At 53.6% G+C, this 23,107-nt stretch carries 16 protein-coding genes, 1 tRNA gene and 3 rRNA genes; 13 read left to right on the top strand and 7 right to left on the bottom strand.

The features are described 5' to 3' along the window. Window positions 1-218 precede the first annotated feature (218 nt). From CVE23_RS22180 to rrf, 4 genes are all read left to right on the top strand, one after another. A 16S ribosomal RNA gene (locus CVE23_RS22180) occupies window positions 219-1,760 on the top strand. Window positions 1,761-1,846: 86 nt separating this feature from the next. Continuing rightward, a tRNA-Glu gene (locus CVE23_RS22175) sits at window positions 1,847-1,922 on the top strand. A 193-nt stretch (window positions 1,923-2,115) separates the two neighbouring features. Beyond that, a 23S ribosomal RNA gene (locus CVE23_RS22170) occupies window positions 2,116-5,022 on the top strand. Window positions 5,023-5,142: 120 nt separating this feature from the next. After that, window positions 5,143-5,258 (top strand): 5S ribosomal RNA (gene rrf, locus CVE23_RS22165). Together the 16S, 23S and 5S rRNA genes with 1 tRNA gene alongside form the textbook arrangement of a ribosomal RNA operon. A gap of 180 nt (window positions 5,259-5,438) precedes the next feature. Here the strand turns inward: rrf and mobB are convergent. Both mobB and mobA read right to left on the bottom strand, forming a co-directional pair. Then, a complete protein-coding gene (gene mobB, locus CVE23_RS22160) occupies window positions 5,439-5,966 on the bottom strand; it encodes a molybdopterin-guanine dinucleotide biosynthesis protein MobB (RefSeq protein WP_100850356.1) in 528 nt (175 codons plus the stop codon). After that, window positions 5,959-6,534 (bottom strand): molybdenum cofactor guanylyltransferase MobA, encoded by a 576-nt coding sequence (gene mobA / locus CVE23_RS22155; RefSeq protein WP_100850355.1) that lies wholly within the window; start codon window positions 6,532-6,534, stop codon window positions 5,959-5,961. Before mobA ends, mobB begins: the two co-directional genes overlap by 8 nt. Before the next feature lie 110 nt (window positions 6,535-6,644). Here mobA and CVE23_RS22150 point away from each other — a divergent pair, with 110 nt between their 5' ends. The 5 genes from CVE23_RS22150 (at window position 6,645) to spfP (ending at window position 12,289) form a co-directional block, all read left to right on the top strand. Continuing rightward, entirely contained in the window at window positions 6,645-6,914 is a 270-nt protein-coding gene (locus CVE23_RS22150) for a YihD family protein (protein WP_016942702.1), read from the top strand. Between the two features lie 41 nt (window positions 6,915-6,955). Further along, on the top strand, window positions 6,956-7,942 hold the full coding sequence (locus CVE23_RS22145) for a serine/threonine protein kinase (RefSeq protein ID WP_100850354.1): 987 nt from the start codon (window positions 6,956-6,958) through the stop codon (window positions 7,940-7,942). Window positions 7,943-7,964: 22 nt separating this feature from the next. Further along, window positions 7,965-8,588, top strand: a complete 624-nt coding sequence (dsbA, locus tag CVE23_RS22140) for a thiol:disulfide interchange protein DsbA (RefSeq protein ID WP_038664140.1) — start codon at window positions 7,965-7,967, stop codon at window positions 8,586-8,588. Between the two features lie 382 nt (window positions 8,589-8,970). After that, window positions 8,971-11,976 carry a DNA polymerase I gene (gene polA, locus CVE23_RS22135; protein ID WP_100850353.1) on the top strand — a complete coding sequence of 1,002 codons (3,006 nt, stop codon included), beginning with the start codon at window positions 8,971-8,973 and terminating at the stop codon, window positions 11,974-11,976. A gap of 265 nt (window positions 11,977-12,241) precedes the next feature. Beyond that, entirely contained in the window at window positions 12,242-12,289 is a 48-nt protein-coding gene (gene spfP, locus CVE23_RS23290) for a small protein SpfP (protein ID WP_071892919.1), read from the top strand. Window positions 12,290-12,440: 151 nt separating this feature from the next. Here spfP and yihA read toward each other — a convergent pair whose 3' ends face one another. Further along, window positions 12,441-13,085, bottom strand: a complete 645-nt coding sequence (yihA, locus tag CVE23_RS22130) for a ribosome biogenesis GTP-binding protein YihA/YsxC (protein WP_038917342.1) — start codon at window positions 13,083-13,085, stop codon at window positions 12,441-12,443. 224 nt (window positions 13,086-13,309) lie between these two features. On the opposite strand from yihA, the gene yihI reads away from it, so the two are divergent. Together yihI and hemN are read left to right on the top strand one after the other, a co-directional pair. Continuing rightward, window positions 13,310-13,843, top strand: a complete 534-nt coding sequence (gene yihI / locus CVE23_RS22125) for a Der GTPase-activating protein YihI (protein ID WP_049854806.1) — start codon at window positions 13,310-13,312, stop codon at window positions 13,841-13,843. A gap of 181 nt (window positions 13,844-14,024) precedes the next feature. After that, window positions 14,025-15,398, top strand: a complete 1,374-nt coding sequence (gene hemN, locus CVE23_RS22120) for an oxygen-independent coproporphyrinogen III oxidase (protein ID WP_100850352.1) — start codon at window positions 14,025-14,027, stop codon at window positions 15,396-15,398. Window positions 15,399-15,472: 74 nt separating this feature from the next. On the opposite strand, the gene CVE23_RS22820 is transcribed toward hemN, so the two are convergent. The 4 genes from CVE23_RS22820 to glnA form a co-directional block, all read right to left on the bottom strand. Next, a complete protein-coding gene (locus CVE23_RS22820) occupies window positions 15,473-15,595 on the bottom strand; it encodes a YshB family small membrane protein (RefSeq protein ID WP_022635449.1) in 123 nt (40 codons plus the stop codon). A gap of 272 nt (window positions 15,596-15,867) precedes the next feature. After that, the gene (glnG, locus tag CVE23_RS22115; protein WP_013315733.1) at window positions 15,868-17,280 is read right to left on the bottom strand and encodes a nitrogen regulation protein NR(I); all 1,413 of its coding nucleotides are present in this window, start codon (window positions 17,278-17,280) and stop codon (window positions 15,868-15,870) included. Window positions 17,281-17,288: 8 nt separating this feature from the next. Beyond that, window positions 17,289-18,338, bottom strand: a complete 1,050-nt coding sequence (glnL, locus tag CVE23_RS22110) for a nitrogen regulation protein NR(II) (protein WP_033568900.1) — start codon at window positions 18,336-18,338, stop codon at window positions 17,289-17,291. 204 nt (window positions 18,339-18,542) lie between these two features. Continuing rightward, window positions 18,543-19,952 carry a glutamate--ammonia ligase gene (gene glnA / locus CVE23_RS22105; protein WP_100850351.1) on the bottom strand — a complete coding sequence of 470 codons (1,410 nt, stop codon included), beginning with the start codon at window positions 19,950-19,952 and terminating at the stop codon, window positions 18,543-18,545. 375 nt (window positions 19,953-20,327) lie between these two features. Here glnA and typA point away from each other — a divergent pair, with 375 nt between their 5' ends. Then, window positions 20,328-22,151 (top strand): ribosome-dependent GTPase TypA, encoded by a 1,824-nt coding sequence (typA, locus tag CVE23_RS22100; RefSeq protein ID WP_038664160.1) that lies wholly within the window; start codon window positions 20,328-20,330, stop codon window positions 22,149-22,151. Between the two features lie 341 nt (window positions 22,152-22,492). Further along, the gene (gene yihX, locus CVE23_RS22095) at window positions 22,493-23,104 is read left to right on the top strand and encodes a glucose-1-phosphatase (protein WP_038917345.1); all 612 of its coding nucleotides are present in this window, start codon (window positions 22,493-22,495) and stop codon (window positions 23,102-23,104) included. The last annotated feature ends 3 nt before the right edge of the window (window positions 23,105-23,107 follow it).

Below are 23,107 nucleotides of genomic sequence, written 5' to 3'. Positions count from 1 at the left end.
TCTGAATGAGGAAAGCGTAGTATACGCCACCTCGCGACAGCAGGCTGTAAGCCGGTCGCACTGCTCTTTAACAATCAATCAGACAATCTGTGTGGGCACTCGCAGGACGCTTCACTAAAATATTTGTGAAAAGTCTTGAAGAGTGACAACAGTTAATTCATACGAACTAACGGTAAATTCTTTGAGCACCGTTTTCTTCGGAAAACACATCAAACTTTAAATTGAAGAGTTTGATCATGGCTCAGATTGAACGCTGGCGGCAGGCCTAACACATGCAAGTCGAGCGGCAGCGGGGGGAAGCTTGCTTCCCCGCCGGCGAGCGGCGGACGGGTGAGTAATGTCTGGGGATCTGCCTGATGGAGGGGGATAACTACTGGAAACGGTAGCTAATACCGCATAACGTCGCAAGACCAAAGTGGGGGACCTTCGGGCCTCACGCCATCGGATGAACCCAGATGGGATTAGCTAGTAGGTGGGGTAACGGCTCACCTAGGCGACGATCCCTAGCTGGTCTGAGAGGATGACCAGCCACACTGGAACTGAGACACGGTCCAGACTCCTACGGGAGGCAGCAGTGGGGAATATTGCACAATGGGGGAAACCCTGATGCAGCCATGCCGCGTGTGTGAAGAAGGCCTTCGGGTTGTAAAGCACTTTCAGCGGGGAGGAAGGCGGTAAGGTTAATAACCTTACCGATTGACGTTACCCGCAGAAGAAGCACCGGCTAACTCCGTGCCAGCAGCCGCGGTAATACGGAGGGTGCAAGCGTTAATCGGAATGACTGGGCGTAAAGCGCACGCAGGCGGTCTGTTAAGTTGGATGTGAAATCCCCGGGCTTAACCTGGGAACTGCATTCAAAACTGACAGGCTAGAGTCTCGTAGAGGGGGGTAGAATTCCAGGTGTAGCGGTGAAATGCGTAGAGATCTGGAGGAATACCGGTGGCGAAGGCGGCCCCCTGGACGAAGACTGACGCTCAGGTGCGAAAGCGTGGGGAGCAAACAGGATTAGATACCCTGGTAGTCCACGCTGTAAACGATGTCGATTTGGAGGTTGTGCCCTTGAGGCGTGGCTTCCGGAGCTAACGCGTTAAATCGACCGCCTGGGGAGTACGGCCGCAAGGTTAAAACTCAAATGAATTGACGGGGGCCCGCACAAGCGGTGGAGCATGTGGTTTAATTCGATGCAACGCGAAGAACCTTACCTACTCTTGACATCCAGCGAAGACTGCAGAGATGCGGTCGTGCCTTCGGGAACGCTGAGACAGGTGCTGCATGGCTGTCGTCAGCTCGTGTTGTGAAATGTTGGGTTAAGTCCCGCAACGAGCGCAACCCTTATCCTCTGTTGCCAGCACTACGGGTGGGAACTCAGGGGAGACTGCCGGTGATAAACCGGAGGAAGGTGGGGATGACGTCAAGTCATCATGGCCCTTACGAGTAGGGCTACACACGTGCTACAATGGCGTATACAAAGAGAAGCGACCTCGCGAGAGCAAGCGGACCTCATAAAGTACGTCGTAGTCCGGATTGGAGTCTGCAACTCGACTCCATGAAGTCGGAATCGCTAGTAATCGTAGATCAGAATGCTACGGTGAATACGTTCCCGGGCCTTGTACACACCGCCCGTCACACCATGGGAGTGGGTTGCAAAAGAAGTAGGTAGCTTAACCTTCGGGAGGGCGCTTACCACTTTGTGATTCATGACTGGGGTGAAGTCGTAACAAGGTAACCGTAGGGGAACCTGCGGTTGGATCACCTCCTTACCGAGTTGAAGCGCCTGCGTGGTGTCCACACAGATTGTCTGATGATAAGAAAGAGTCAAAAGCGTCTTGCGAAGCTGACAAGTGATGTCCCCTTCGTCTAGAGGCCCAGGACACCGCCCTTTCACGGCGGTAACAGGGGTTCGAATCCCCTAGGGGACGCCAATATGACTGACAGTGGGTGAAAGGCACGGTCGACGTTAACCTAAAACTGATTAGCGATAGTCAGGTTTATGTTATCTGCTCTTTAACAATCCGGAACAAGCTGAAAATTTGAAACGACGGCATATGAGTGTGAATTCGTATGTTGTTCGAGTCTCTCAAAATACTTGCATCCCGAGACACTTTCGGGTTGTGAGGTTAAGCGACTAAGCGTACACGGTGGATGCCTAGGCAGTCAGAGGCGATGAAGGGCGTGCTAATCTGCGAAAAGCGTCGGCAAGGTGATATGAACCGTTATACCCGACGATACCCGAATGGGGAAACCCAGTGTGATTCGTCACACTATCATTAACTGAATCCATAGGTTAATGAGGCGAACCGGGGGAACTGAAACATCTCAGTACCCCGAGGAAAAGAAATCAACCGAGATTCCCCCAGTAGCGGCGAGCGAACGGGGAGGAGCCCAGAACCTGAATCGGCTTGTGTGTCAGTGGAAGCGTCTGGAAAGTCGCACGATACAGGGTGAAAGTCCCGTACACGAAGATGCACAGGCCGTGAGTTCGATGAGTAGGGCGGGACACGTGGTATCCTGTCTGAACATGGGGGGACCATCCTCCAAGGCTAAATACTCCTGACTGACCGATAGTGAACCAGTACCGTGAGGGAAAGGCGAAAAGAACCCCGGCGAGGGGAGTGAAATAGAACCTGAAACCGTGTACGTACAAGCAGTGGGAGCACCTTTTGGGTGTGACTGCGTACCTTTTGTATAATGGGTCAGCGACTTATATTCTGTAGCAAGGTTAACCGCATAGGGGAGCCGCAGGGAAACCGAGTCTTAACTGGGCGTTAAGTTGCAGGGTATAGACCCGAAACCCGGTGATCTAGCCATGGGCAGGTTGAAGGTTGGGTAACACTAACTGGAGGACCGAACCGACTAATGTTGAAAAATTAGCGGATGACTTGTGGCTGGGGGTGAAAGGCCAATCAAACCGGGAGATAGCTGGTTCTCCCCGAAAGCTATTTAGGTAGCGCCTCGTGAATTCATCTCCGGGGGTAGAGCACTGTTTCGGCTAGGGGGCCATCCCGGCTTACCAACCCGATGCAAACTGCGAATACCGGAGAATGTTATCACGGGAGACACACGGCGGGTGCTAACGTCCGTCGTGAAGAGGGAAACAACCCAGACCGCCAGCTAAGGTCCCAAAGTCATGGTTAAGTGGGAAACGATGTGGGAAGGCCCAGACAGCCAGGATGTTGGCTTAGAAGCAGCCATCATTTAAAGAAAGCGTAATAGCTCACTGGTCGAGTCGGCCTGCGCGGAAGATGTAACGGGGCTAAAACCATGCACCGAAGCTGCGGCAGCGACGCTTAGGCGTTGTTGGGTAGGGGAGCGTTCTGTAAGCCGTTGAAGGTGGACTGTGAGGTCTGCTGGAGGTATCAGAAGTGCGAATGCTGACATAAGTAACGATAATGCGGGTGAAAAACCCGCACGCCGGAAGACCAAGGGTTCCTGTCCAACGTTAATCGGGGCAGGGTGAGTCGACCCCTAAGGCGAGGCTGAAAAGCGTAGTCGATGGGAAACAGGTTAATATTCCTGTACTTGGTGTTACTGCGAGGGGGGGACGGAGAAGGCTATGTCATCCGGGCGACGGTTGTCCCGGTTTAAGCGTGCAGGTGGGTGGACCAGGTAAATCCGGTCTGCTGTCAACACTGAGGCGTGATGACGAGGTACTACGGTACTGAAGTGACAGATGCCCTGCTTCCAGGAAAAGCCTCTAAGCATCAGGTAACATTGAATCGTACCCCAAACCGACACAGGTGGTCAGGTAGAGAATACTCAGGCGCTTGAGAGAACTCGGGTGAAGGAACTAGGCAAAATGGTGCCGTAACTTCGGGAGAAGGCACGCTGGGCATGGTGAAGTCCCTTGCGGACGGAGCTGAGCCCAGTCGCAGATACCAGCTGGCTGCAACTGTTTAATAAAAACACAGCACTGTGCAAACACGAAAGTGGACGTATACGGTGTGACGCCTGCCCGGTGCCGGAAGGTTAATTGATGGGGTTATCCGTAAGGAGAAGCTCTTGATCGAAGCCCCGGTAAACGGCGGCCGTAACTATAACGGTCCTAAGGTAGCGAAATTCCTTGTCGGGTAAGTTCCGACCTGCACGAATGGCGTAATGATGGCCAGGCTGTCTCCACCCGAGACTCAGTGAAATTGAACTCGCTGTGAAGATGCAGTGTACCCGCGGCAAGACGGAAAGACCCCGTGAACCTTTACTATAGCTTGACACTGAACCTTGAGCCTTGATGTGTAGGATAGGTGGGAGGCTTTGAAGTGTGGACGCCAGTCTGCATGGAGCCAACCTTGAAATACCACCCTTTAATGTTTGATGTTCTAACGTGGACCCGTGAACCGGGTTGCGGACAGTGTCTGGTGGGTAGTTTGACTGGGGCGGTCTCCTCCCAAAGAGTAACGGAGGAGCACGAAGGTTAGCTAATCCTGGTCGGACATCAGGAGGTTAGTGCAAAGGCATAAGCTAGCTTGACTGCGAGAGTGACGGCTCGAGCAGGTGCGAAAGCAGGTCTTAGTGATCCGGTGGTTCTGAATGGAAGGGCCATCGCTCAACGGATAAAAGGTACTCCGGGGATAACAGGCTGATACCGCCCAAGAGTTCATATCGACGGCGGTGTTTGGCACCTCGATGTCGGCTCATCACATCCTGGGGCTGAAGTAGGTCCCAAGGGTATGGCTGTTCGCCATTTAAAGTGGTACGCGAGCTGGGTTTAGAACGTCGTGAGACAGTTCGGTCCCTATCTGCCGTGGGCGCTGGAAGATTGAGGGGGGTTGCTCCTAGTACGAGAGGACCGGAGTGAACGCACCACTGGTGTTCGGGTTGTGATGCCAATTGCATTGCCCGGTAGCTAAGTGCGGAAGAGATAACCGCTGAAAGCATCTAAGCGGGAAACTTGCCCCGAGATGAGTCTTCCCTGGGCCCTTGAGGCCCCTGAAGGGACGTTCGAGACGAGGACGTTGATAGGCTGGGTGTGTAAGCGTAGCGATACGTTGAGCTAACCAGTACTAATGACCCGAGAGGCTTAACCTTACAACACCGAAGGTGTTTTGGTGAGAGAGACGAGAAAGAATTTGGCTTGTTCGACGGATGGATTCTGATGGTTGTGCGGCGCATGAGTGTGGGCATAACGGTTGGAATGAAAAGAATTTGCCTGGCGGCGAGAGCGCGGTGGTCCCACCTGACCCCATGCCGAACTCAGAAGTGAAACGCCGTAGCGCCGATGGTAGTGTGGGGTCTCCCCATGCGAGAGTAGGGAACTGCCAGGCATCACATAAGAAACCCCCGGTTATGCCGGGGGTTTTTTGCTTTGGGGGTGCGGTGGCAGAACCGAGTGCCAGGGCGGAGATGGCCGGCGGCCCGGTCTCCCGGCGTTACGCGATGCTTCCTCGGTGTACCCTGTCCCTTTTTGTGCCTGCCGGCAGATAAAATACCTCCTCAATACGCGCTCAGTCTCCGGTTGTCCCGGTTCGCCTTCGCAGCCAGTCACGGATAAACGCGGCGATCTGTACCGGCTGGTTGAGATCCAGACAGGGCAGGGCGAGCGTTAAGGCGGAGTCGCTGGCCACAGCCAGCGTGTCGGCATCGATCAGCGTGGCGATATCACGCCCAGATTCGTGACGGTAAAGCAGGATCTTATCGATCGGTTCGTGTTTGAAGCCTTCTACCAGAATCAAATCCAGCTTTGAGCTGTCCATTCTGCTGGCCAGGAAGTGCAGATTGGGTTCCTGCTGCTCCGGTGTTTCAGTCATCAATGCCCAGCGAGTATTGCTGGCAACCAGCGTCTGGTCAGCACCGGCCTTGCGCAGTTCATAGCTGTCCTTACCCGGTTTATCGACGTCCATATCGTGGTGCGTGTGTTTGATGATACCCACCCGAATCTTCATCGCATTCAGCAATGGAATGAGCTGCTTCAGTAAGGTGGTTTTGCCTGTACCACTGTGAGCAGCAATAGCCAGAAGCGGTATATCAGTCATGGAGCGGCTCCTGCCAGCGAGCCAGATCCTCTGGCGTATTGAGATTACGAAATGATAACGGTTGATCCGCAAAAGAGACGGCTTCTGCCTCTATTTGCTGCAGAAAAAGCATCAATTTTCGATCGCCGTTACTTAGATAAGCCTTCAGTTTATCGGCCTGCGAAGTGTGGATCGCCAATAATATCGGATGCTCGCGAGACCCATCCGTGGCATAAGCGGCAAGGTGATGATTACTGAACCGCAGCAACCGGGAAACCAGGTCAAGAGGCAACGCGGGAACATCGCAGGGAACAAACACGACCCAGTCTGTTTTGGCGATGCTTAACCCGGTGAAAATACCGGCCAGCGGACCAGAAAAGTTACGGTTAATATCACCGATCACCGGATAACCGCTTTGCTGATAACGCTCCTGATGGCGATTGGCGTTGATAAGCAGGGTATCGACCTGCGGCTTCAGACGCTCAAGAACGTGCTGATAGAGCGGCTTGCCCTCCAGTTCAATCAACCCTTTATCGTTTCCTCCCATGCGGGATGACTGGCCGCCAGCCAGAATCACACCTGTTATCATCGTATTGGCATCCATAATGATTTGATGCGTTATTGTCGGAAAAGTATGGCGCAAGGCCAAGCCCTTTCCCCATACTAGATAAACAGTCATTAATATTTGAGGTAGTGATAATGAAATGCCATCGTGTAAATGAATTGATTGAGCTGCTGCATCCGGCCTGGCAAAAAGAGCCGGATTTGAATTTGGTGCAATTTTTACAAAAACTTGCACAGGAAGCCGGGTTCGAGGGGGCGCTTAGTGATTTGACTGATGATATCCTTATTTATCATTTAAAATTGCGTGACGCAGATAGCGCACAGCCGATTCCTGGCTTGCAGAAAGATTATGAAGAAGATTTCAAAACCGCATTACTGCGTGCCCGTGGCGTTATCAAGGATTAGCGGCTTCACTCATAGCCCGATGCGATGGAGCTGTGCCCGTCATGCATGATTCCGTATTCAATTTTCATACCCTGTCGCCGGATGTCATCATGGATGCGCTCTGGTCTGTGGATATCCGTGTCGATTCCGGCCTGACAGCGCTTAATAGTTATGAAAATCGGGTTTATCAGTTTAGTGATGAAGACCGTAAACGTTATGTGGTGAAGTTTTATCGGCCGCAACGCTGGAATGCTGCTCAGATTAGCGAAGAGCATCATTTTGCGGCCGAGTTGTTCGCTGATGAAGTGCCGGTGGTGGCGCCGCTGGCCTTACAGGGCAACACGTTGCATGAGCATGATGGTTTCTGGTTTGCCGTGTTTCCAAGCGTTGGCGGGCGTCAGTATGAAATGGACAATGACGACCAACTGGAAGAGGTTGGGCGTTATTTGGGTAGAATTCATCAGACCGGTAGCCGAAATCTGTTTTCAACTCGCCCTACTGTCGGGTTGCAGGAATACCTTGATGACCCGCTGGTCACGTTAACTGACAGTCCCCTGATTTCTGACGCGCAAAAAGCGTCGTTTCTAACGGCGACAGCCCGGCTGATTGATGAAGTGAAACTGCGCTGGAATACGAACTGGCAAGCCAGGCGCCTGCACGGCGACTGTCACCCCGGTAATATTCTCTGGCGTGACGGCCCATTGTTTGTCGATCTGGATGATGCGCGTAATGGCCCAGCGGTACAGGATCTCTGGATGCTGTTGCATGGAGATCGTCAGGAGCAGCGCATCCAGCTGGATATTTTGCTGGATGCCTACAGTGAGTTCGCCTCTTTTGATGAAGCGGAACTGGCATTGATTGAACCGCTACGCGCCATGCGTATGGTTCACTATCTGGCCTGGGTAGCCCGCCGTTGGCATGACCCTGCTTTTCCTCGTAGTTTTCCATGGATGCAGGAAGCTGATTTCTGGGCAAAGCAGGCCACTATTTTTACTGAACAGGTAAGGCTGTTGCAGGAACCACCGCTGCAGCTGACACCGATGTACTGACACTTATGGAGATAACGTTGATATGAAGAAAATATGGCTTGCGCTGGCTGGCATGGTGTTGGCGTTCAGTGCGTCAGCAGCTGATTTTTCCGATGGCAAACAGTATGCCACGCTGGATAAACCGGTTCCTCAATCCCCTCAGGTGCTGGAATTCTTTTCATTCTATTGTCCGCATTGTTACCAGTTCGCTCAGGTTTACCATATTCCTGACGCCATTCAGAAAGCGCTGCCGGCCGATGCCAAGTTAACCAAATATCATGTCGATTTCCTGGGGCCGTTGGGCAAAGATCTGACCCAGGCCTGGGCGGTAGCGATCGCTCTGGGTGTGGAAGATAAAGTCAGCCCGTTGATGTTTGATGCTGTTCAGAAGACCCAGACCGTGAAACAACCGCAAGACATTCGTCAGGTCTTTGTGGCTGCGGGCGTAAAAGCTGAAGATTATGACAGCGCCCTGAATAGCTTTGTGGTGAAGTCGCTGGTTGCGCAGCAGGAGAAAGCTGCTGCCGATCTGCAGCTGCGGGGTGTTCCGGCCGTGTTCGTGAACGGCAAGTACATGATAAAAAGCGATGGGCTTGATACCAGCTCTATGGACAACTACGTCAAACAATATGCTGATGTAGTGAAATTCCTGCTCTCTCAGAAATAAGCTTTCTGCTTTTTCTATGCGCCACACGCCTTACCGCGTGTGGCGTTTGTTTTTGTTGCGGCGCTAATGGTAATGTCTGGACAATTCTACTTACCGGCAAACATTTTGATTTCATATATATCCACATCAATAACAACGTCTTGATATAACTGCAATGTCAATGTTTTTCTTCTAATGCAATGATTAACAATGAATTACATATACATTCCACTTCTATCGGTATCTCTGTTAATTATCTTTCAATTTCTATGCACAAAGTTATCCACAGGTTTTTTGCGAGGCATTGTGCAAAAAGCGTAATGAGCGAGCGTTAATATTCGTCTCTGACTGCCAGCTATGGCATCCTTAACTTCATGTCAGAAAACAACGATCGCGAAATATCATGGTTCAAATAGCAGATAATCCCCTCATTCTGGTTGACGGTTCATCGTACCTTTACCGCGCCTATCATGCCTTCCCCCCACTGACCAACGGTGCCGGCGAACCGACCGGCGCGATGTATGGTGTGCTCAACATGTTGCGCAGTTTGCTGCAGCAATACCATCCCAGTCATGTCGCGGTGGTGTTTGACGCGAAGGGTAAGACGTTTCGTGATGATTTGTTTGAGCACTACAAATCTCACCGGCCGCCGATGCCGGATGATCTGCGCGCTCAGATTGAACCGTTGCACCGCATGGTAAAAGCGATGGGATTGCCGTTGCTCTCCATTTCCGGCGTAGAAGCGGATGATGTGATTGGAACGTTGGCGCAGCAGGCGGAACGTGCGGGTAAACCTGTTCTGATCAGCACCGGCGATAAGGATATGGCGCAGTTGGTGACGCCGAATATCACGCTGATCAACACCATGAACAACACTATTTTGGGGCCGGATGAGGTATGCGCCAAATACGGTATTCCGCCGTCGCTGATCATTGATTTTCTGGCTCTGATGGGGGATTCCTCCGACAACATTCCTGGTGTGCCGGGCGTGGGTGAAAAAACCGCACAGGCATTACTGCAGGGGCTGGGGGGGCTGGATACCCTGTATGCCGATCTGGATAAAATTGCCGGCCTGACCTTCAGGGGCGCCAAAACCATGGCTGCCAAGCTGGAACAGAATAAAGAGGTGGCTTACCTTTCCTACCAGTTGGCTACGATCAAAACGGATGTTGAACTGGAGCAGGGGTGTGAACAACTGACGGTGAATGAGCCGGATGTGGCGGAACTGCGCGAACTGTTCACCCGTTATGAGTTCAAACGCTGGCTGGTGGATGTGGAAGCCGGGCAGTGGTTGCAAGGCGGCAACAAAAAGAATCCACCGGCCGTGCCATTCGTCAAGGCGACGGTGGAGGACGAACCGAAAGAAGCGGCCAGCGTGCTGTCTCAGGACGGTTATGTCACCATTCTGGATGAACAGACATTTCAGGACTGGATTACACGAATCAAAGCCGCTGGTCTGTTCTCATTCGATACTGAAACCGATGGTCTTGATACCCTTACAGCTAATCTGGTTGGGATTTCACTGGCGATCAAGCCGGGTGAGGCGGCTTACCTGCCATTAGGTCATGATGATTTGAATGGTGAGTACGCAAAAGAAGCCCCCCCGAGCGGAATTGCACAGAGGGTATACTCCTGCAACGTCTATAACAGTACTGTATCGCCAGCGATGAGTGCACCGAGTACGCAGACGGAGGAGACACTTCCGAACGGAATTGCACAGAGAATATACTCCTGCAACGTTTACAACAGTACTGTATCGCCAGCGATGAGCGCACCGAACACATGCGCTGAAAATGTACCTGAACAACTGGACCTCGATTGGGTGCTGGCGCAACTGAAACCGCTGCTGGAAGATGACAGCATTCGCAAGATTGGGCAAAACCTGAAATTCGATAAAGGCGTGATGGCTCGTTACGGCATCGATCTGCGCGGCATTGCTTTCGATACCATGCTGGAGTCCTATGTGATTGACAGTGTGGCTGGTCGCCATGACATGGACAGCCTGTCGGAGCGTTATTTGCAGCATAAGACCATTACGTTCGAAGAGATTGCCGGTAAGGGCAAAAAACAGCTGACGTTCAATCAGATTCCACTGGAGCAGGCATCTGTCTACGCGGCTGAAGATGCCGATGTGACGCTGCGTTTGCATGAGACGTTATGGGCGAAACTGGAGCCGCAGCAGGAACTGCGCAAGGTGTTCCTGAATATCGATATGCCGCTGGTGCCGGTGTTGTCGCGCATGGAGCGCACTGGGGTGCTGATCGATACCGCTATTCTGGCGGAGCATTCGCGGGAGCTGACACAACGTCTGGCGGAGTTGGAAGTGCAGGCGCATGAACTGGCGGGGGAAGTCTTCAATTTGTCTTCCACCAAACAGTTAGGGACCATTCTGTACGAAAAACAGCAGTTGCCGGTTATCAAGAAAACCCCGAAGGGCGCGCCTTCCACCAATGAAGAAGTGCTGGCCGAACTGGCGCTGAATTATCCGCTGCCGAAGTTGATTCTGGAGTATCGCGGACTGGCGAAACTGAAATCCACTTACACGGATAAATTGCCGCAGATGATCAATCCGCTGACCAAGCGGGTGCACACCTCTTACCATCAGGCGGTAACGGCAACCGGGCGTCTTTCCTCCAGCGACCCCAATCTGCAGAACATTCCGGTGCGTAATGAAGAAGGGCGGCGTATCCGTCAGGCGTTTATTGCACAAGAGGGATACTGCATTCTGGCGGCGGACTACTCGCAGATTGAATTACGCATCATGGCGCATCTGTCACGGGACGCCGGATTGCTGAGGGCGTTTTCCCAAGGTCTGGATATTCACCGCGCCACGGCTGCCGAAGTATTCGGTCTGCCGCTCGACAGGGTGACCACTGAACAGCGCCGTAGCGCCAAAGCCATCAACTTTGGTTTGATTTACGGCATGAGCGCATTTGGTTTGTCCCGCCAGTTGGCTATTCCGCGTAACGAAGCTCAAAAATATATGAACCTCTATTTTGAGCGTTACCCGGGCGTGCAGGAGTACATGGAGCGCACTCGCCAGCAGGCGGCGGATCAAGGATATGTCTCCACGCTGGATGGCCGTCGTCTCTATTTGCCGGATATTCATTCCCGCAACGCCAATAGCCGCAAGGCGGCGGAGCGGGCGGCTATTAACGCGCCGATGCAGGGCACTGCGGCGGATATCATCAAGAAAGCGATGATCGCCATTGATGCCTGGCTGCAACAGGAAAAACCGTTGGTGACGATGCTGATGCAGGTACACGATGAACTGGTGTTTGAAGTGCACCACTCCGTATTGGACGAAGCCAGCGCGAAAATACGCAATCTGATGGAAGGCTGCATGCAGCTGGACGTGCCTTTACAGGTGGATATCGGCACCGGCAGCAACTGGGATCAGGCCCATTAAGCTGTCTGGTGAAAGAAGCGGGTCTGAATGATTCTGGGTGTTATGCGGATTTTTGCCATGAATGCCATAAGAAATATCGCCTTTCTTTTTTCTGTTGGTTTTTTCAGCTGAATCCTAAGCAATCCTGTAATTAAACTACAGGATTGTGTGACCCGGTTTGAGTTTGTTTAATTCATCACCGATTTTTATGAAATTAAACAACAAAAAAACCTTTTTTCCAGAAAGGAAATGGGGTAGAGTTAAACGCGTAGGGTACAGAGGTAAGATGTTCTATCTTTCAGACCTTTTACTTCACGTAATCGGATTTGGCTGAATGTTAGCCGCCCCGGTCAGGTTTCTGACCGGGGCGTTTTTTATTGTCTGAATGGCGGATGAGCTGGATAACAAAAACCTATGTTACCGGCGGAACACTCAGCCGGTAGTCATCGGGATAGCGATTCTGTTGGGAAGGATTGGTCGGTGTATTACTGGTCGGATTCTGGCTGAGATTGCAACTCTGCTGATGGTAACGTACTAAACCAGCTATCTAATTTCTGACGTAATTTATCTACACCGGTTTTTTTCAGCGAAGAAAACGCTTCAACCTGAATATCCCCCATGAACGGCAACACTGCTTCCCGCACCATGTTCAACTGGGATTTGCGGGCACCCTGAGCCAGCTTGTCGGCTTTGGTCAGCAGTACCAGCACCGGTAAGCCGACATTAACGGCCCACTCCAGCATCTGCTGGTCCAGGTCCTTAAGCGGGTGACGGATATCCATCAGTACCACCAGCCCTTTCAGGCAGTTACGTTTTTGCAGGTATTCGCCAAGGGCACGCTGCCATTTGCGTTTCATCTCTTCCGGCACTTCGGCGTAACCATAACCAGGCAAGTCGACCAGACGTACGCCATCGGCTACTTCAAACAGGTTGATAAGCTGGGTCCGGCCCGGTGTCTTACTGGTGCGGGCCAGACTTTTCTGGTTGGTCAGCGTATTGAGCGCGCTGGATTTGCCCGCGTTAGAGCGGCCGGCAAAAGCGACTTCAATACCGCTGTCGGCAGGAAGATGACGAATGTCCGGCGCGCTGGTGACGAAATGGGTCACATGGTAGTTGTATTGTTGGGTCACAGTTTGCGTCTCTGTCTGGATCACGGTTTTATGTGGCTGATTATACCTGCAACCGATAAGAAAGGCGGCGTTTATCTGTTTTTGTCGCGGTGTTACCGTCTTAACAGACTGAAAAAAATAAAACCAGCACACAGCTCTTGGAGCACTTTTTTATTGGTATGCTTTCTGCTAGATTCCGCCGCAATTCTCCTTATATCCGCTCATCTGAACCCGAGATTGACGCTATGAAACAACCATCAAAAGGGGCGGGACGCAAAGCCCCCGCACCGAAGATCAAAAGAAAAAGCCGTGAGCAGTTGGATCTGGAAGCTCGCGAACGCAAACGTCAGAAAAAGCACCGTGGTCATGTTGCGGGAAGCCGTACCCAGCCGTCCGGCGACCGCCAGCAAAACTCCGCTTCCGACAAGCTGAAAGACCCGCGCATTGGCAGCAAAAAACCGGTGTCGTTGCTGCCGGAAGGTGCGGTCGTAGCGGTGAAAGCGCCTGTGGCGGCGAAAGAGAAACCCGCTCGCCTGTCGCCGCAGGAAGAGCTGGAAATGCTGGAAAATGATCCGCGCCTTGATGAATTGCTGGACAGACTGGAGAAAGGCGAAACGCTGCCGGCCAAAGAACAGTCCTGGCTGGATGAGACGTTGGATCGTATCGATATTCTGATGGAGCAATTGGGCATCAGTCTGGACGATGACGAGGAAGACGAAGAGCAGGAAGAGGATATGCTGCAACTGCTCCGTCGCAATAATCCGAAAGACGGCTATTGATGCTGAAAGCGCTGTTTCTGCTCATAACCTTACTGGTTCTGTGTTTTTTGGGCGGTCTGTTGGTTAAACTGTGGTGCCTGTCGAAACGGAAAGACAGATTACAGCGTGCCGTATTGTCGGGGCAGCGTCGGCTGCCCCCGCGCCGTGCGGCGAGGACCGGTTACCGGAAGGAGTGAGCAGCATGCCCGAACAAACCATAGACTGGGATTTATCCCTGATCCAGAAATACAATTATTCGGGACCGCGCTACACCTCCTATCCTACCGCGCTGGAATTCAGCGACAGTTACGACAACGCCGCGTTTGCTCAGGCGGTAGCCCGTTACCCTAACCGGCCGCTGTCGCTGTACCTGCATATCCCGTTCTGCCACCGTTTGTGCTACTTCTGCGGCTGCAATAAGCTGGTGACTCGTCAGTTGCACAAGGCGGATGAGTATCTTGACCGGCTGGCGCTGGAAATCCGTCAGCGCGCGCCCTTGTTTGCCGGCCGCATTGTCACTCAGATGCATTGGGGCGGCGGAACGCCGACCTTTCTGAACAAAACACAGATTAGCCGCCTGATGGGGTTGCTGCGCCAGCATTTCCGCTTTGCCGAACAAGCCGAGATGTCGCTGGAGGTGGACCCGCGGGAAATCGAACTGGATGTGCTCGATCATTTACGCGCCGAAGGGTTCAATCGCCTCAGTATGGGGGTGCAGGACTTCAATAAAGAGGTGCAGCGCCTGGTCAATCGCGAGCAGGATGAAGCCTTTATTTTTGCGCTGATCGAGCGGGCCAAAGCGCTGGGGTTCGCCTCCACCAACATCGACCTGATCTACGGTTTGCCAAAACAGACGCCGGACAGCTTTGCCTTTACCCTGCAGCGGGTGGCGGAGCTGCGCCCGGACCGCCTTAGCGTATTCAACTATGCGCATTTACCCAGTCTGTTTGCCGCCCAGCGCAAGATCAAAGAGGCCGATCTGCCGGATGCGGAGCAAAAACTGGCGATCTTGCAGCAGACCATTCAAAGCCTGACTGCGGCGGGCTATCAGTTCATCGGGATGGATCATTTCGCCCGGCCGGATGACGAGCTGGCGGTGGCGCAACGCGAAGGAAAACTGCATCGCAATTTCCAGGGGTACACCACCCAGGGCGATACCGATTTATTGGGGCTGGGGGTATCCGCCATCAGCATGATTGGCGACAGCTACGCCCAGAACCAGAAAGAACTGAAGCTGTACTACGCTGACGTCGAACAGCATGGTCACGCATTGTGGCGCGGTTTGGCCCTGACCCGTGATGATTGTCTGCGCCGTGACGTAATCAAGGCGCTGATTTGTCATTTTCAACTGGAGTTCACCGCGATTGAGCGGGCGTATGATCTGTCGTTTGGCGAATATTTCCGCGAGGACCTGGCGTTGCTGGCGCCGATGGCGCAGGACGGGCTGGTGGATATTCTGCCGGATCGTATCCAGGTGACGCCCAAAGGGCGTCTGTTGATCCGCAATATCTGCATGTGTTTTGACGTGTATCTGCGCAGCAAGATGCGTGAACGTCAGTTCTCTCGGGTTATCTGAGCCGATCTGGAATGATAAAAGAAAACAGCCAGTCGATATGACTGGCTGTTTTCCTGTTTCTTGTCAGCAATGATTTAGCTGAAGAAATTGATCAGTGCCGCGCACAACACGGCTGCAATCGCAGTTTGCGATGAGTGACCCACCGCACTGCTGATTTCAGCGCCGTGCGTCACGGCAGAAAAAATGGATTCCAGCATGGTTACCCTCTCCAGTCAGCGACACGATCATACTGCTGGCGCGGCGCAAGTAAAGTACAAAATATACTCGTTATTCTTCAAGTTGCAGATGCGTTGGCTTTCTTACCCGGCCCATAAATGGGTCTTATTCCTGCGGGGCCGCAGCGCGCTGTGTTCAGCGCGTGAGCGTGTTGAATTATTTTGGGTATAGTGGCGAATTTGTACGTCATATTGTACTTTTTATCGCCACTATCAGGCGATGACCGGCGACGGATAAAAACGGCAAATCGCCGTTACTCCATGCCCAGTTCCTTGAGTTTGCGCGTCAGGGTATTTCTCCCCCAGCCGAGCAGCCTTGCCGCTTCCTGTTTGTGCCCCTGCGTGTGGCGCAATGCCGTTGTCAGCAGCGTGCGTTCCATTTCCGGTTGCGCCTCGGCCAGCAGGTTTTGATGACCGGAACGCAGCGCCCGATCGGCCCATTGCGCCAGCAGCGTAGCCCAGCTGTCGGGCATGACATGCACGGTGGCGTCCGGCGCGGTGGTTTCAAACAGTTCCGGCGGCAGATCCTGAATCAGGACTTCCTGTCCGGCGGCCATTACGGTCAGCCAGCGGCAGGTATTTTCCAGCTGACGCACGTTGCCCGGCCAGGGCAGACGGGTGAGCGCCGCTTCGGTTTCCGGATGCAGATTTTTCGGCTCCACACCCAGCTCCCTGGCGGTCGCCTGCAGGAAGTAGCGCGCCAGACGCGGAATATCTTCCCGGCGCTCGCGCAGCGGCGGCAAATGGACGCGAATTACGTTCAGACGGTGGAACAGGTCTTCGCGGAATTTGCCTTCCTGAACCCGTAATTCCAGATTCTGATGGGTGGCGGCGATGATACGCACGTCCACCTTCACTGCCGCATAGCCGCCGACGCGATAGAACTGACCATCGGCCAGCACGCGCAGCAGGCGGGTTTGCACATCCAGCGGCATATCGCCGATTTCATCGAGAAACAGCGTGCCGCCGTCAGCCTGTTCGAAACGGCCTTGCCGAATCTGATTGGCGCCGGTAAATGCGCCTTTCTCATGACCGAACAATTCCGATTCGATCAGATCCTTGGGAATGGCCGCCATGTTCAGCGCGATAAACGGCGCTTTGGCGCGTGGGCTATGGCGGTGAAGCGCATGGGCGACCAGTTCTTTACCGGTGCCGGATTCGCCATTGATCAGCACGCTGATCGATGAACGGGAAAGCCGGCCGATAATCCTGAACACGTCCTGCATGGCCGGCGCTTCGCCGATGATGTCGGTGGTCGGCCCGCTAATCGGCTGACTGCGCACCGGTTGTTGCTGTTCCATGTAATGGCTGATGGCGCGCTCAACCAGCGCCACCGCTTCGTCGATATCAAACGGCTTGGGCAGATAATCGAACGCCCCTTGTTGATAGGCGCTGACCGCTGCGTCCAAATCGGAATGGGCAGTCATGATGATGACCGGCAGCATCGGGTGGCGCTGTTTAATCTGTTGCAGCAACGCCAATCCGTCCATGCCGGGCATGCGGATATCCGACAGCAGTACATCCGGTGTTTGGGTGGTCAGCGCATTTAACGCCTGAGTGCCGTTGTCAAAGGTTGCGCAGGTTAAGCCCGCCCCGGTAAGCGCACGTTCAAGCACCCAACGGATGGAGCTATCGTCATCGACAATCCAGACTATCCCTCGTTGCATCGTGAACCTCACTGGCGAATGGGCAGATAAACCGAGAATTCGGTATGACCTGGCCAACTGTTAAATTCAATTTTTCCGGAATGTTGATCGATAAGGTTGCGGGCAATCGACAAGCCCAGCCCGGTGCCGCCTTCGCGGCCGCTCACCATGGGATAAAACAGCGTATCCTGCAGATGAGCAGGCACGCCGGGACCATCGTCTTCAATATCGATACGGGCGACCAGACGGTAACGCACGCCATGCAGCGTCAACTGAAACGCGGTGCGGGTGCGGATGGTGATGGTGCCGCCTTCTTCCCCCAGCGCCTGCATGGCATTGCGGGTAATGTTCAGCAGTACCTGTTCTATCTGGTCCGGGTCGTGCATCAGTTCCGGCAAGCTGGGGTCGTAGTCACGCACCAGCGTCACGTTGTCCGCTTTTTCCATCGATACCAACTGGAATACCCGTTCGGCCACCTGATGAATGCTTTGCGTGACGTGCAGGCCGGGCTGTTGCGGGCCAAGTAGACGGTCAACCAGATTACGCAGGCGATCGGCCTGTTCGATAATGACCTTGGTGTATTCCATCAGCGCCGGGTCCGGCAGCGCTTTGGACAGTAACTGCGCCGCGCCGCGCAAGCCGCCGAGCGGGTTCTTGATTTCATGCGCCAGACCGCGCACCAGGTCGCGCGCTGCTTGTTGCTGGGCGTGTTGCAGTTGTTCCTGGCTGAGACGGCGCTGGTTGTCCATCGGCGCCATTTCCAGCAGGATAAAATCGTGCTGAATGCGCTGTGCCGTCAGCGACATGATATGCGCCCGGCCATCCACCACGATGGTGACTTCGTTATCGGTAAAGCCTTGCCCCGAGTCGAGACTTTCCCGCATCAGGTCGAGATTCAACGAAAAGTAACCGAGCAGCTCCGGCAGTGGCGTTCCAGACAGTTTGCGTGAGCTTTGGGCCAGAAGTTGTTGCGCCGCTGGGTTGGAGTAGTGAATAGCCAGATCTTTATCAAGCAATAAGATGCTGTTTATTAAAGAATTGAGGATCTGCCCAGCATCGGGCAGCGTGCCTGTTGCCATAACGCAGACTCCCGCACCATTTTAGTGCACACTATTCTGGATTGTAGTTTAAGTAGCAACTGTAAGATGTCTTGTGGAGAAAAAAGCCCATCCGAAGATGGGCTGAAAAGTTTCCACGGCAACAAAAATAAACATAAACAGAAAACGGTTATCGGACGGCAATGTGAACATCATTTTCTTCGTCCTGCCGTCCAAGCGCAGGTATTACACGCTGTAGTACAGTTCGAACTCAACCGGGTGCGGCGTCATGCGAACACGGTCGTTTTCAGCGATACGCAGTTCGATGTAAGCATCGATCGCGTCGTCGGTGAATACGCCGCCACGGGTCAGGAACTCGCGGTCTGCATTCAGGGCATTCAGCGCTTCTTCCAGAGAGCCGGCTACGGTCGGGATCTCTTTCGCTTCTTCCGGCGGCAGATCGTACAGGTTCTTGTCCATGGCATCGCCCGGGTGAATCTTGTTGATGATGCCGTCCAGGCCGGCCATCAGCAGTGCGGCGAAGCACAGGTACGGGTTGGCGGCTGGGTCCGGGAAGCGCACTTCGATACGGCGTGCTTTCGGGCTGGACACCACCGGGATACGGATAGAGGCAGAGCGGTTACGGGCAGAGTAGGCCAGCATAACCGGCGCTTCGTAACCCGGAACCAGACGCTTGTAGGAGTTGGTGGTCGGGTTGGACAGCGCGTTGATGGCTTTAGCGTGTTTGATCACGCCGCCGATGTAGTACAGCGCGGTTTCGGACAGGCCGCCGTATTTGTCGCCGGAGAACAGGTTGGCGCCGTCTTTGGCCAGAGACATGTGGCAGTGCATACCGGAGCCGTTATCGCCGAACATCGGTTTCGGCATGAAGGTTGCGGTTTTGCCGAAGGCGTGCGCCACGTTGTGCACGACATATTTGTAGATCTGGATTTCGTCGGCTTTCTTGGTCATGGTGTTGAAGCGGGTTGCCACTTCGTTCTGACCAGCGGTTGCCACTTCGTGGTGATGCGCTTCAACCACCAGACCCATCTGCTCCATGGTCAGACACATGGCGGAGCGCAGATCCTGCGCAGAATCTACCGGCGGAACCGGGAAGTAACCGCCTTTTACTGCCGGACGGTGGCCTTTGTTGCCGCCTTCGTATTTGGTGCTGGAGTTCCAGGCGCCTTCGATGTCGTCGATAGCAACATGAGAACCGGAGATGTTACTGCCGAAACGAACGTCGTCGAACAGGAAGAATTCCGGCTCAGGCCCGAACAGTACGGTGTCGGCGATGCCGGAAGAACGCAGGAAGTCTTCTGCGCGCTTGGCGATGGAGCGCGGGTCGCGGTCGTAGCCCTGCATGGTACCCGGTTCCAGGATGTCACAACGGATGATCAGGGTCGGTTCTTCGAAGAACGGATCCAGAACCGCAGTAGTCGCGTCCGGCATTAACACCATGTCGGATTCGTTGATGCCTTTCCAGCCGCCAATCGAAGAACCATCAAACATTTTGCCGTCTTCAAAGAAGTCAGCATCAACCTGGTGGGCCGGAATGGTGACGTGCTGTTCTTTACCTTTGGTGTCCGTGAAGCGAAGGTCAACAAACTTCACCTCATGTTCATTCAGCATCGTCAAAACGTGTTCTACTGACATACTTGGTTCTCCCGATTGTGTCATTTATCGTCGTGGAACGAATATCGTTGTGGAATGATGTTGTTACCGTACAGAGGTTATAGCTAAAACTGTGCCAACTTTTATGAATAGTTCTAACAGGCATTCCTGCTGGTTTTTTGTGTCCTCCTCCACTGCACCAAGATAGTTAACCGCACCAATATAGTGCACCATATTGGTGTGATTGCACCTAATTGGTGCTCTCTCGTTTAAGGAGTGCTGCTTTATTGCACCGTGAAAGGGATCACAGACCCGGCATCAGCAGGTTGTTTGTGGAAGATGATTGTGATCTTGTTCAGTCGCTCGATTAATACGTGTACAATAGCGCGCTATTTCTAAAATGCCTGAGGCAAAGCTGTGATCGAAAATTTGCGTAACATCGCTATTATTGCGCACGTTGACCATGGAAAAACCACCCTGGTTGACAAGCTGCTGCAACAGTCCGGTACGTTGGGTGAGCGTAACGAAGCCACCGAACGTGTTATGGACTCCAATGATTTGGAAAAAGAGCGCGGAATTACCATCCTCGCCAAAAACACCGCCATCAACTGGAACGACTACCGCATCAATATCGTGGATACCCCGGGACACGCCGACTTCGGCGGCGAGGTAGAGCGAGTGATGTCCATGGTGGACTCTGTACTGCTGCTGGTAGACGCGATGGACGGTCCGATGCCGCAGACGCGTTTCGTGACCCAGAAAGCTTTTGCCTATGGCCTGAAGCCGATCGTTGTCATTAATAAGGTTGACCGCCCCGGCGCGCGTCCTGACTGGGTTGTCGATCAGGTCTTCGACCTGTTTGTGAACCTGGGCGCCACCGACGAGCAACTGGACTTCCCGATCGTTTATGCGTCCGCGCTGAACGGCATCGCCGGTCTGGATCATAACGACATGGCGGAAGACATGACTCCGCTGTTCGAAGCCATCGTGAAGCACGTTGAAGCGCCGAACGTTGACCTTAACGGTCCGTTCCAGATGCAGATCTCCCAGCTGGACTACAACAACTATGTTGGCGTTATCGGCATCGGCCGCATCAAACGCGGCGTGGTGAAACCGAACCAGCAGGTCAGCATCATCGACAGCGAAGGCAAAGTACGTAACGGTAAAGTAAACCAGGTGCTGGGCCACTTGGGCCTGCAGCGTATCGAAAGTACACTGGCTGAAGCTGGCGACATCATCGCGATCACCGGCCTGGGCGAGCTGAACATTTCCGACACCATCTGCGACACTTCCTGCGTGGAAGCGTTGCCGGCGCTGTCGGTGGATGAGCCGACCGTTACCATGTATTTCTGCGTTAACACCTCGCCGTTCTGCGGCAAGGAAGGCAAATACGTAACGTCCCGCCAGATTCTGGACCGCCTGCGCAAAGAGCTGGTGCACAACGTGGCTCTGCGTGTAGAAGAAACGGAAGACCCGGACGCGTTCCGCGTATCCGGTCGTGGTGAACTGCACCTGTCCGTTCTGATCGAGAACATGCGTCGTGAAGGTTTCGAACTGGCGGTATCCCGTCCGAAAGTTATCTTCCGCACCATTGACGGTCGCCGTCAGGAGCCGTTCGAGCAAGTAACCGTGGATATCGAAGAGCAGCATCAAGGCTCGGTGATGGAAGCGCTGGGTCTGCGCAAAGGCGAAATGCGTGACATGATTCCGGACGGCAAAGGTCGCGTACGTCTGGATTACGTGATTCCAAGCCGTGGTCTGATCGGCTTCCGTACCGAATTCATGACCATGACCTCCGGTACCGGTCTGCTGTACTCCACCTTCAGCCACTACGATGACATCCGTCCGGGTGAAATCGGCCAGCGTCAGAATGGCGTACTGATCTCCAACGGTCAGGGTAAAGCTGTCGCCTATGCGCTGTTCAGTCTGCAGGAGCGTGGCAAGCTGTTCCTGGGCCACGGCGCTGAAGTGTATGAAGGCCAGATCATCGGTATTCATACCCGTTCCAACGACCTGACGGTTAACTGCCTGACCGGTAAGAAGCTGACCAACATGCGCGCTTCCGGTACTGACGAAGCTACCGTACTGGTGCCGCCGGTGAAAATGTCGCTGGAGCAGGCTCTGGAGTTCATCGATGACGACGAACTGGTTGAAGTTACGCCGACCTCTATCCGTCTGCGTAAACGTCACCTGACGGAAAACGATCGTCGCCGCGCCAGCCGCAGCGCCAAGGAAGAATAATTCACTGTTTTTCGGTGATATATACCCAAACAATTTGAGTTGCAGGACGGCGGCAAGTGAGTGAATCCCGATGAGCTTACTCAGGAAGTGATTCAGGTGAACGAGCGCAGCCAACGCACCTGCAACTTGAGACGGGTATATAAGGTGGAATACGGTATTTGACCGTGCTGCCTTGCGATAAGGCCCCATTTTGGGGCCTTTATTTTTTTCTGCGCGTCCGGTATTCGCTCCGGACCGAATCTGCACCATTTTTGACCTTATTATGATCCTGCTTATCCTCCCTATTCAGCACGGATTTTTCTCGCTACAGTGAAAACCCTGGTGGCCAATCTGGAGGACGCATGCTGTATATCTTTGATTTGGGTAATGTGGTTATAGATATTGATTTCAATCGTGTTTTGGGGGTGTGGAGCAATCTGAGCGGCGCGCCGCTGGCGACCCTGCGTGAACGTTTTGTTCTGGGACATACCTTTGAACAACATGAGCGCGGTGAAATCAGCGATGAGGAATTTGCGTCGCGCTTGAGTCATGAGCTGGGAATGACGCTCAGTTTTGAGCAGTTCTCGACCGGTTGGCAGGCAATTTTCATAGGTGTACGCAAAGATGTGATCGATATCATGCATCGTTTGCGGCAGGAAGGGCATCGCGTGGTAATACTCTCCAATACCAATCGCTTGCACTGTCAATTCTGGCCGGACGAATACCCGGAGGTTCAGCAAGCCGTGGACCGGCTTTATCTGTCGCAGGATATCGGCCAGCGTAAACCGGAGGCGACGATTTACCACCATGTTCTGCGTGAAGAAGGCGTTGACGCCCATGACGCGCTCTTTTTTGACGACAATGCCGCCAATGTGGACGCGGCGAATGCATTAGGCATCCGCTCCATTCTGGTTAGCGATCGGCAGGTCGTGCCGGATTTTTTTGCCAGCCAGGTTTTTAAGCAGGAGTCGTAAGGT

The organism is Dickeya fangzhongdai (assembly GCF_002812485.1).
Classification (GTDB): domain Bacteria; phylum Pseudomonadota; class Gammaproteobacteria; order Enterobacterales; family Enterobacteriaceae; genus Dickeya; species Dickeya fangzhongdai.
Note: the sequence above shows the minus strand (reverse complement) of the source record. Positions and strands in the feature narration are given on the sequence as shown.

Excerpts from the sequence above, each read along its gene's own strand:
- yihX (WP_038917345.1), top strand. The coding sequence starts at position 22,493 with ATGCTGTATATCTTTGATTTGGGTAATGTGGTTATAGATATTGATTTC.
- hemN (WP_100850352.1), top strand. The coding sequence starts at position 14,025 with ATGCCCGAACAAACCATAGACTGGGATTTATCCCTGATCCAGAAATAC.
- CVE23_RS22820 (WP_022635449.1), bottom strand. The coding sequence starts at position 15,595 with ATGCTGGAATCCATTTTTTCTGCCGTGACGCACGGCGCTGAAATCAGC.
- CVE23_RS22145 (WP_100850354.1), top strand. The coding sequence starts at position 6,956 with ATGCATGATTCCGTATTCAATTTTCATACCCTGTCGCCGGATGTCATC.
- dsbA (WP_038664140.1), top strand. The coding sequence starts at position 7,965 with ATGAAGAAAATATGGCTTGCGCTGGCTGGCATGGTGTTGGCGTTCAGT.
- glnG (WP_013315733.1), bottom strand. The coding sequence starts at position 17,280 with ATGCAACGAGGGATAGTCTGGATTGTCGATGACGATAGCTCCATCCGT.
- mobB (WP_100850356.1), bottom strand. The coding sequence starts at position 5,966 with ATGACTGATATACCGCTTCTGGCTATTGCTGCTCACAGTGGTACAGGC.
- yihI (WP_049854806.1), top strand. The coding sequence starts at position 13,310 with ATGAAACAACCATCAAAAGGGGCGGGACGCAAAGCCCCCGCACCGAAG.
- polA (WP_100850353.1), top strand. The coding sequence starts at position 8,971 with ATGGTTCAAATAGCAGATAATCCCCTCATTCTGGTTGACGGTTCATCG.
- glnA (WP_100850351.1), bottom strand. The coding sequence starts at position 19,952 with ATGTCAGTAGAACACGTTTTGACGATGCTGAATGAACATGAGGTGAAG.
- mobA (WP_100850355.1), bottom strand. The coding sequence starts at position 6,534 with ATGATAACAGGTGTGATTCTGGCTGGCGGCCAGTCATCCCGCATGGGA.
- glnL (WP_033568900.1), bottom strand. The coding sequence starts at position 18,338 with ATGGCAACAGGCACGCTGCCCGATGCTGGGCAGATCCTCAATTCTTTA.
- CVE23_RS22150 (WP_016942702.1), top strand. The coding sequence starts at position 6,645 with ATGAAATGCCATCGTGTAAATGAATTGATTGAGCTGCTGCATCCGGCC.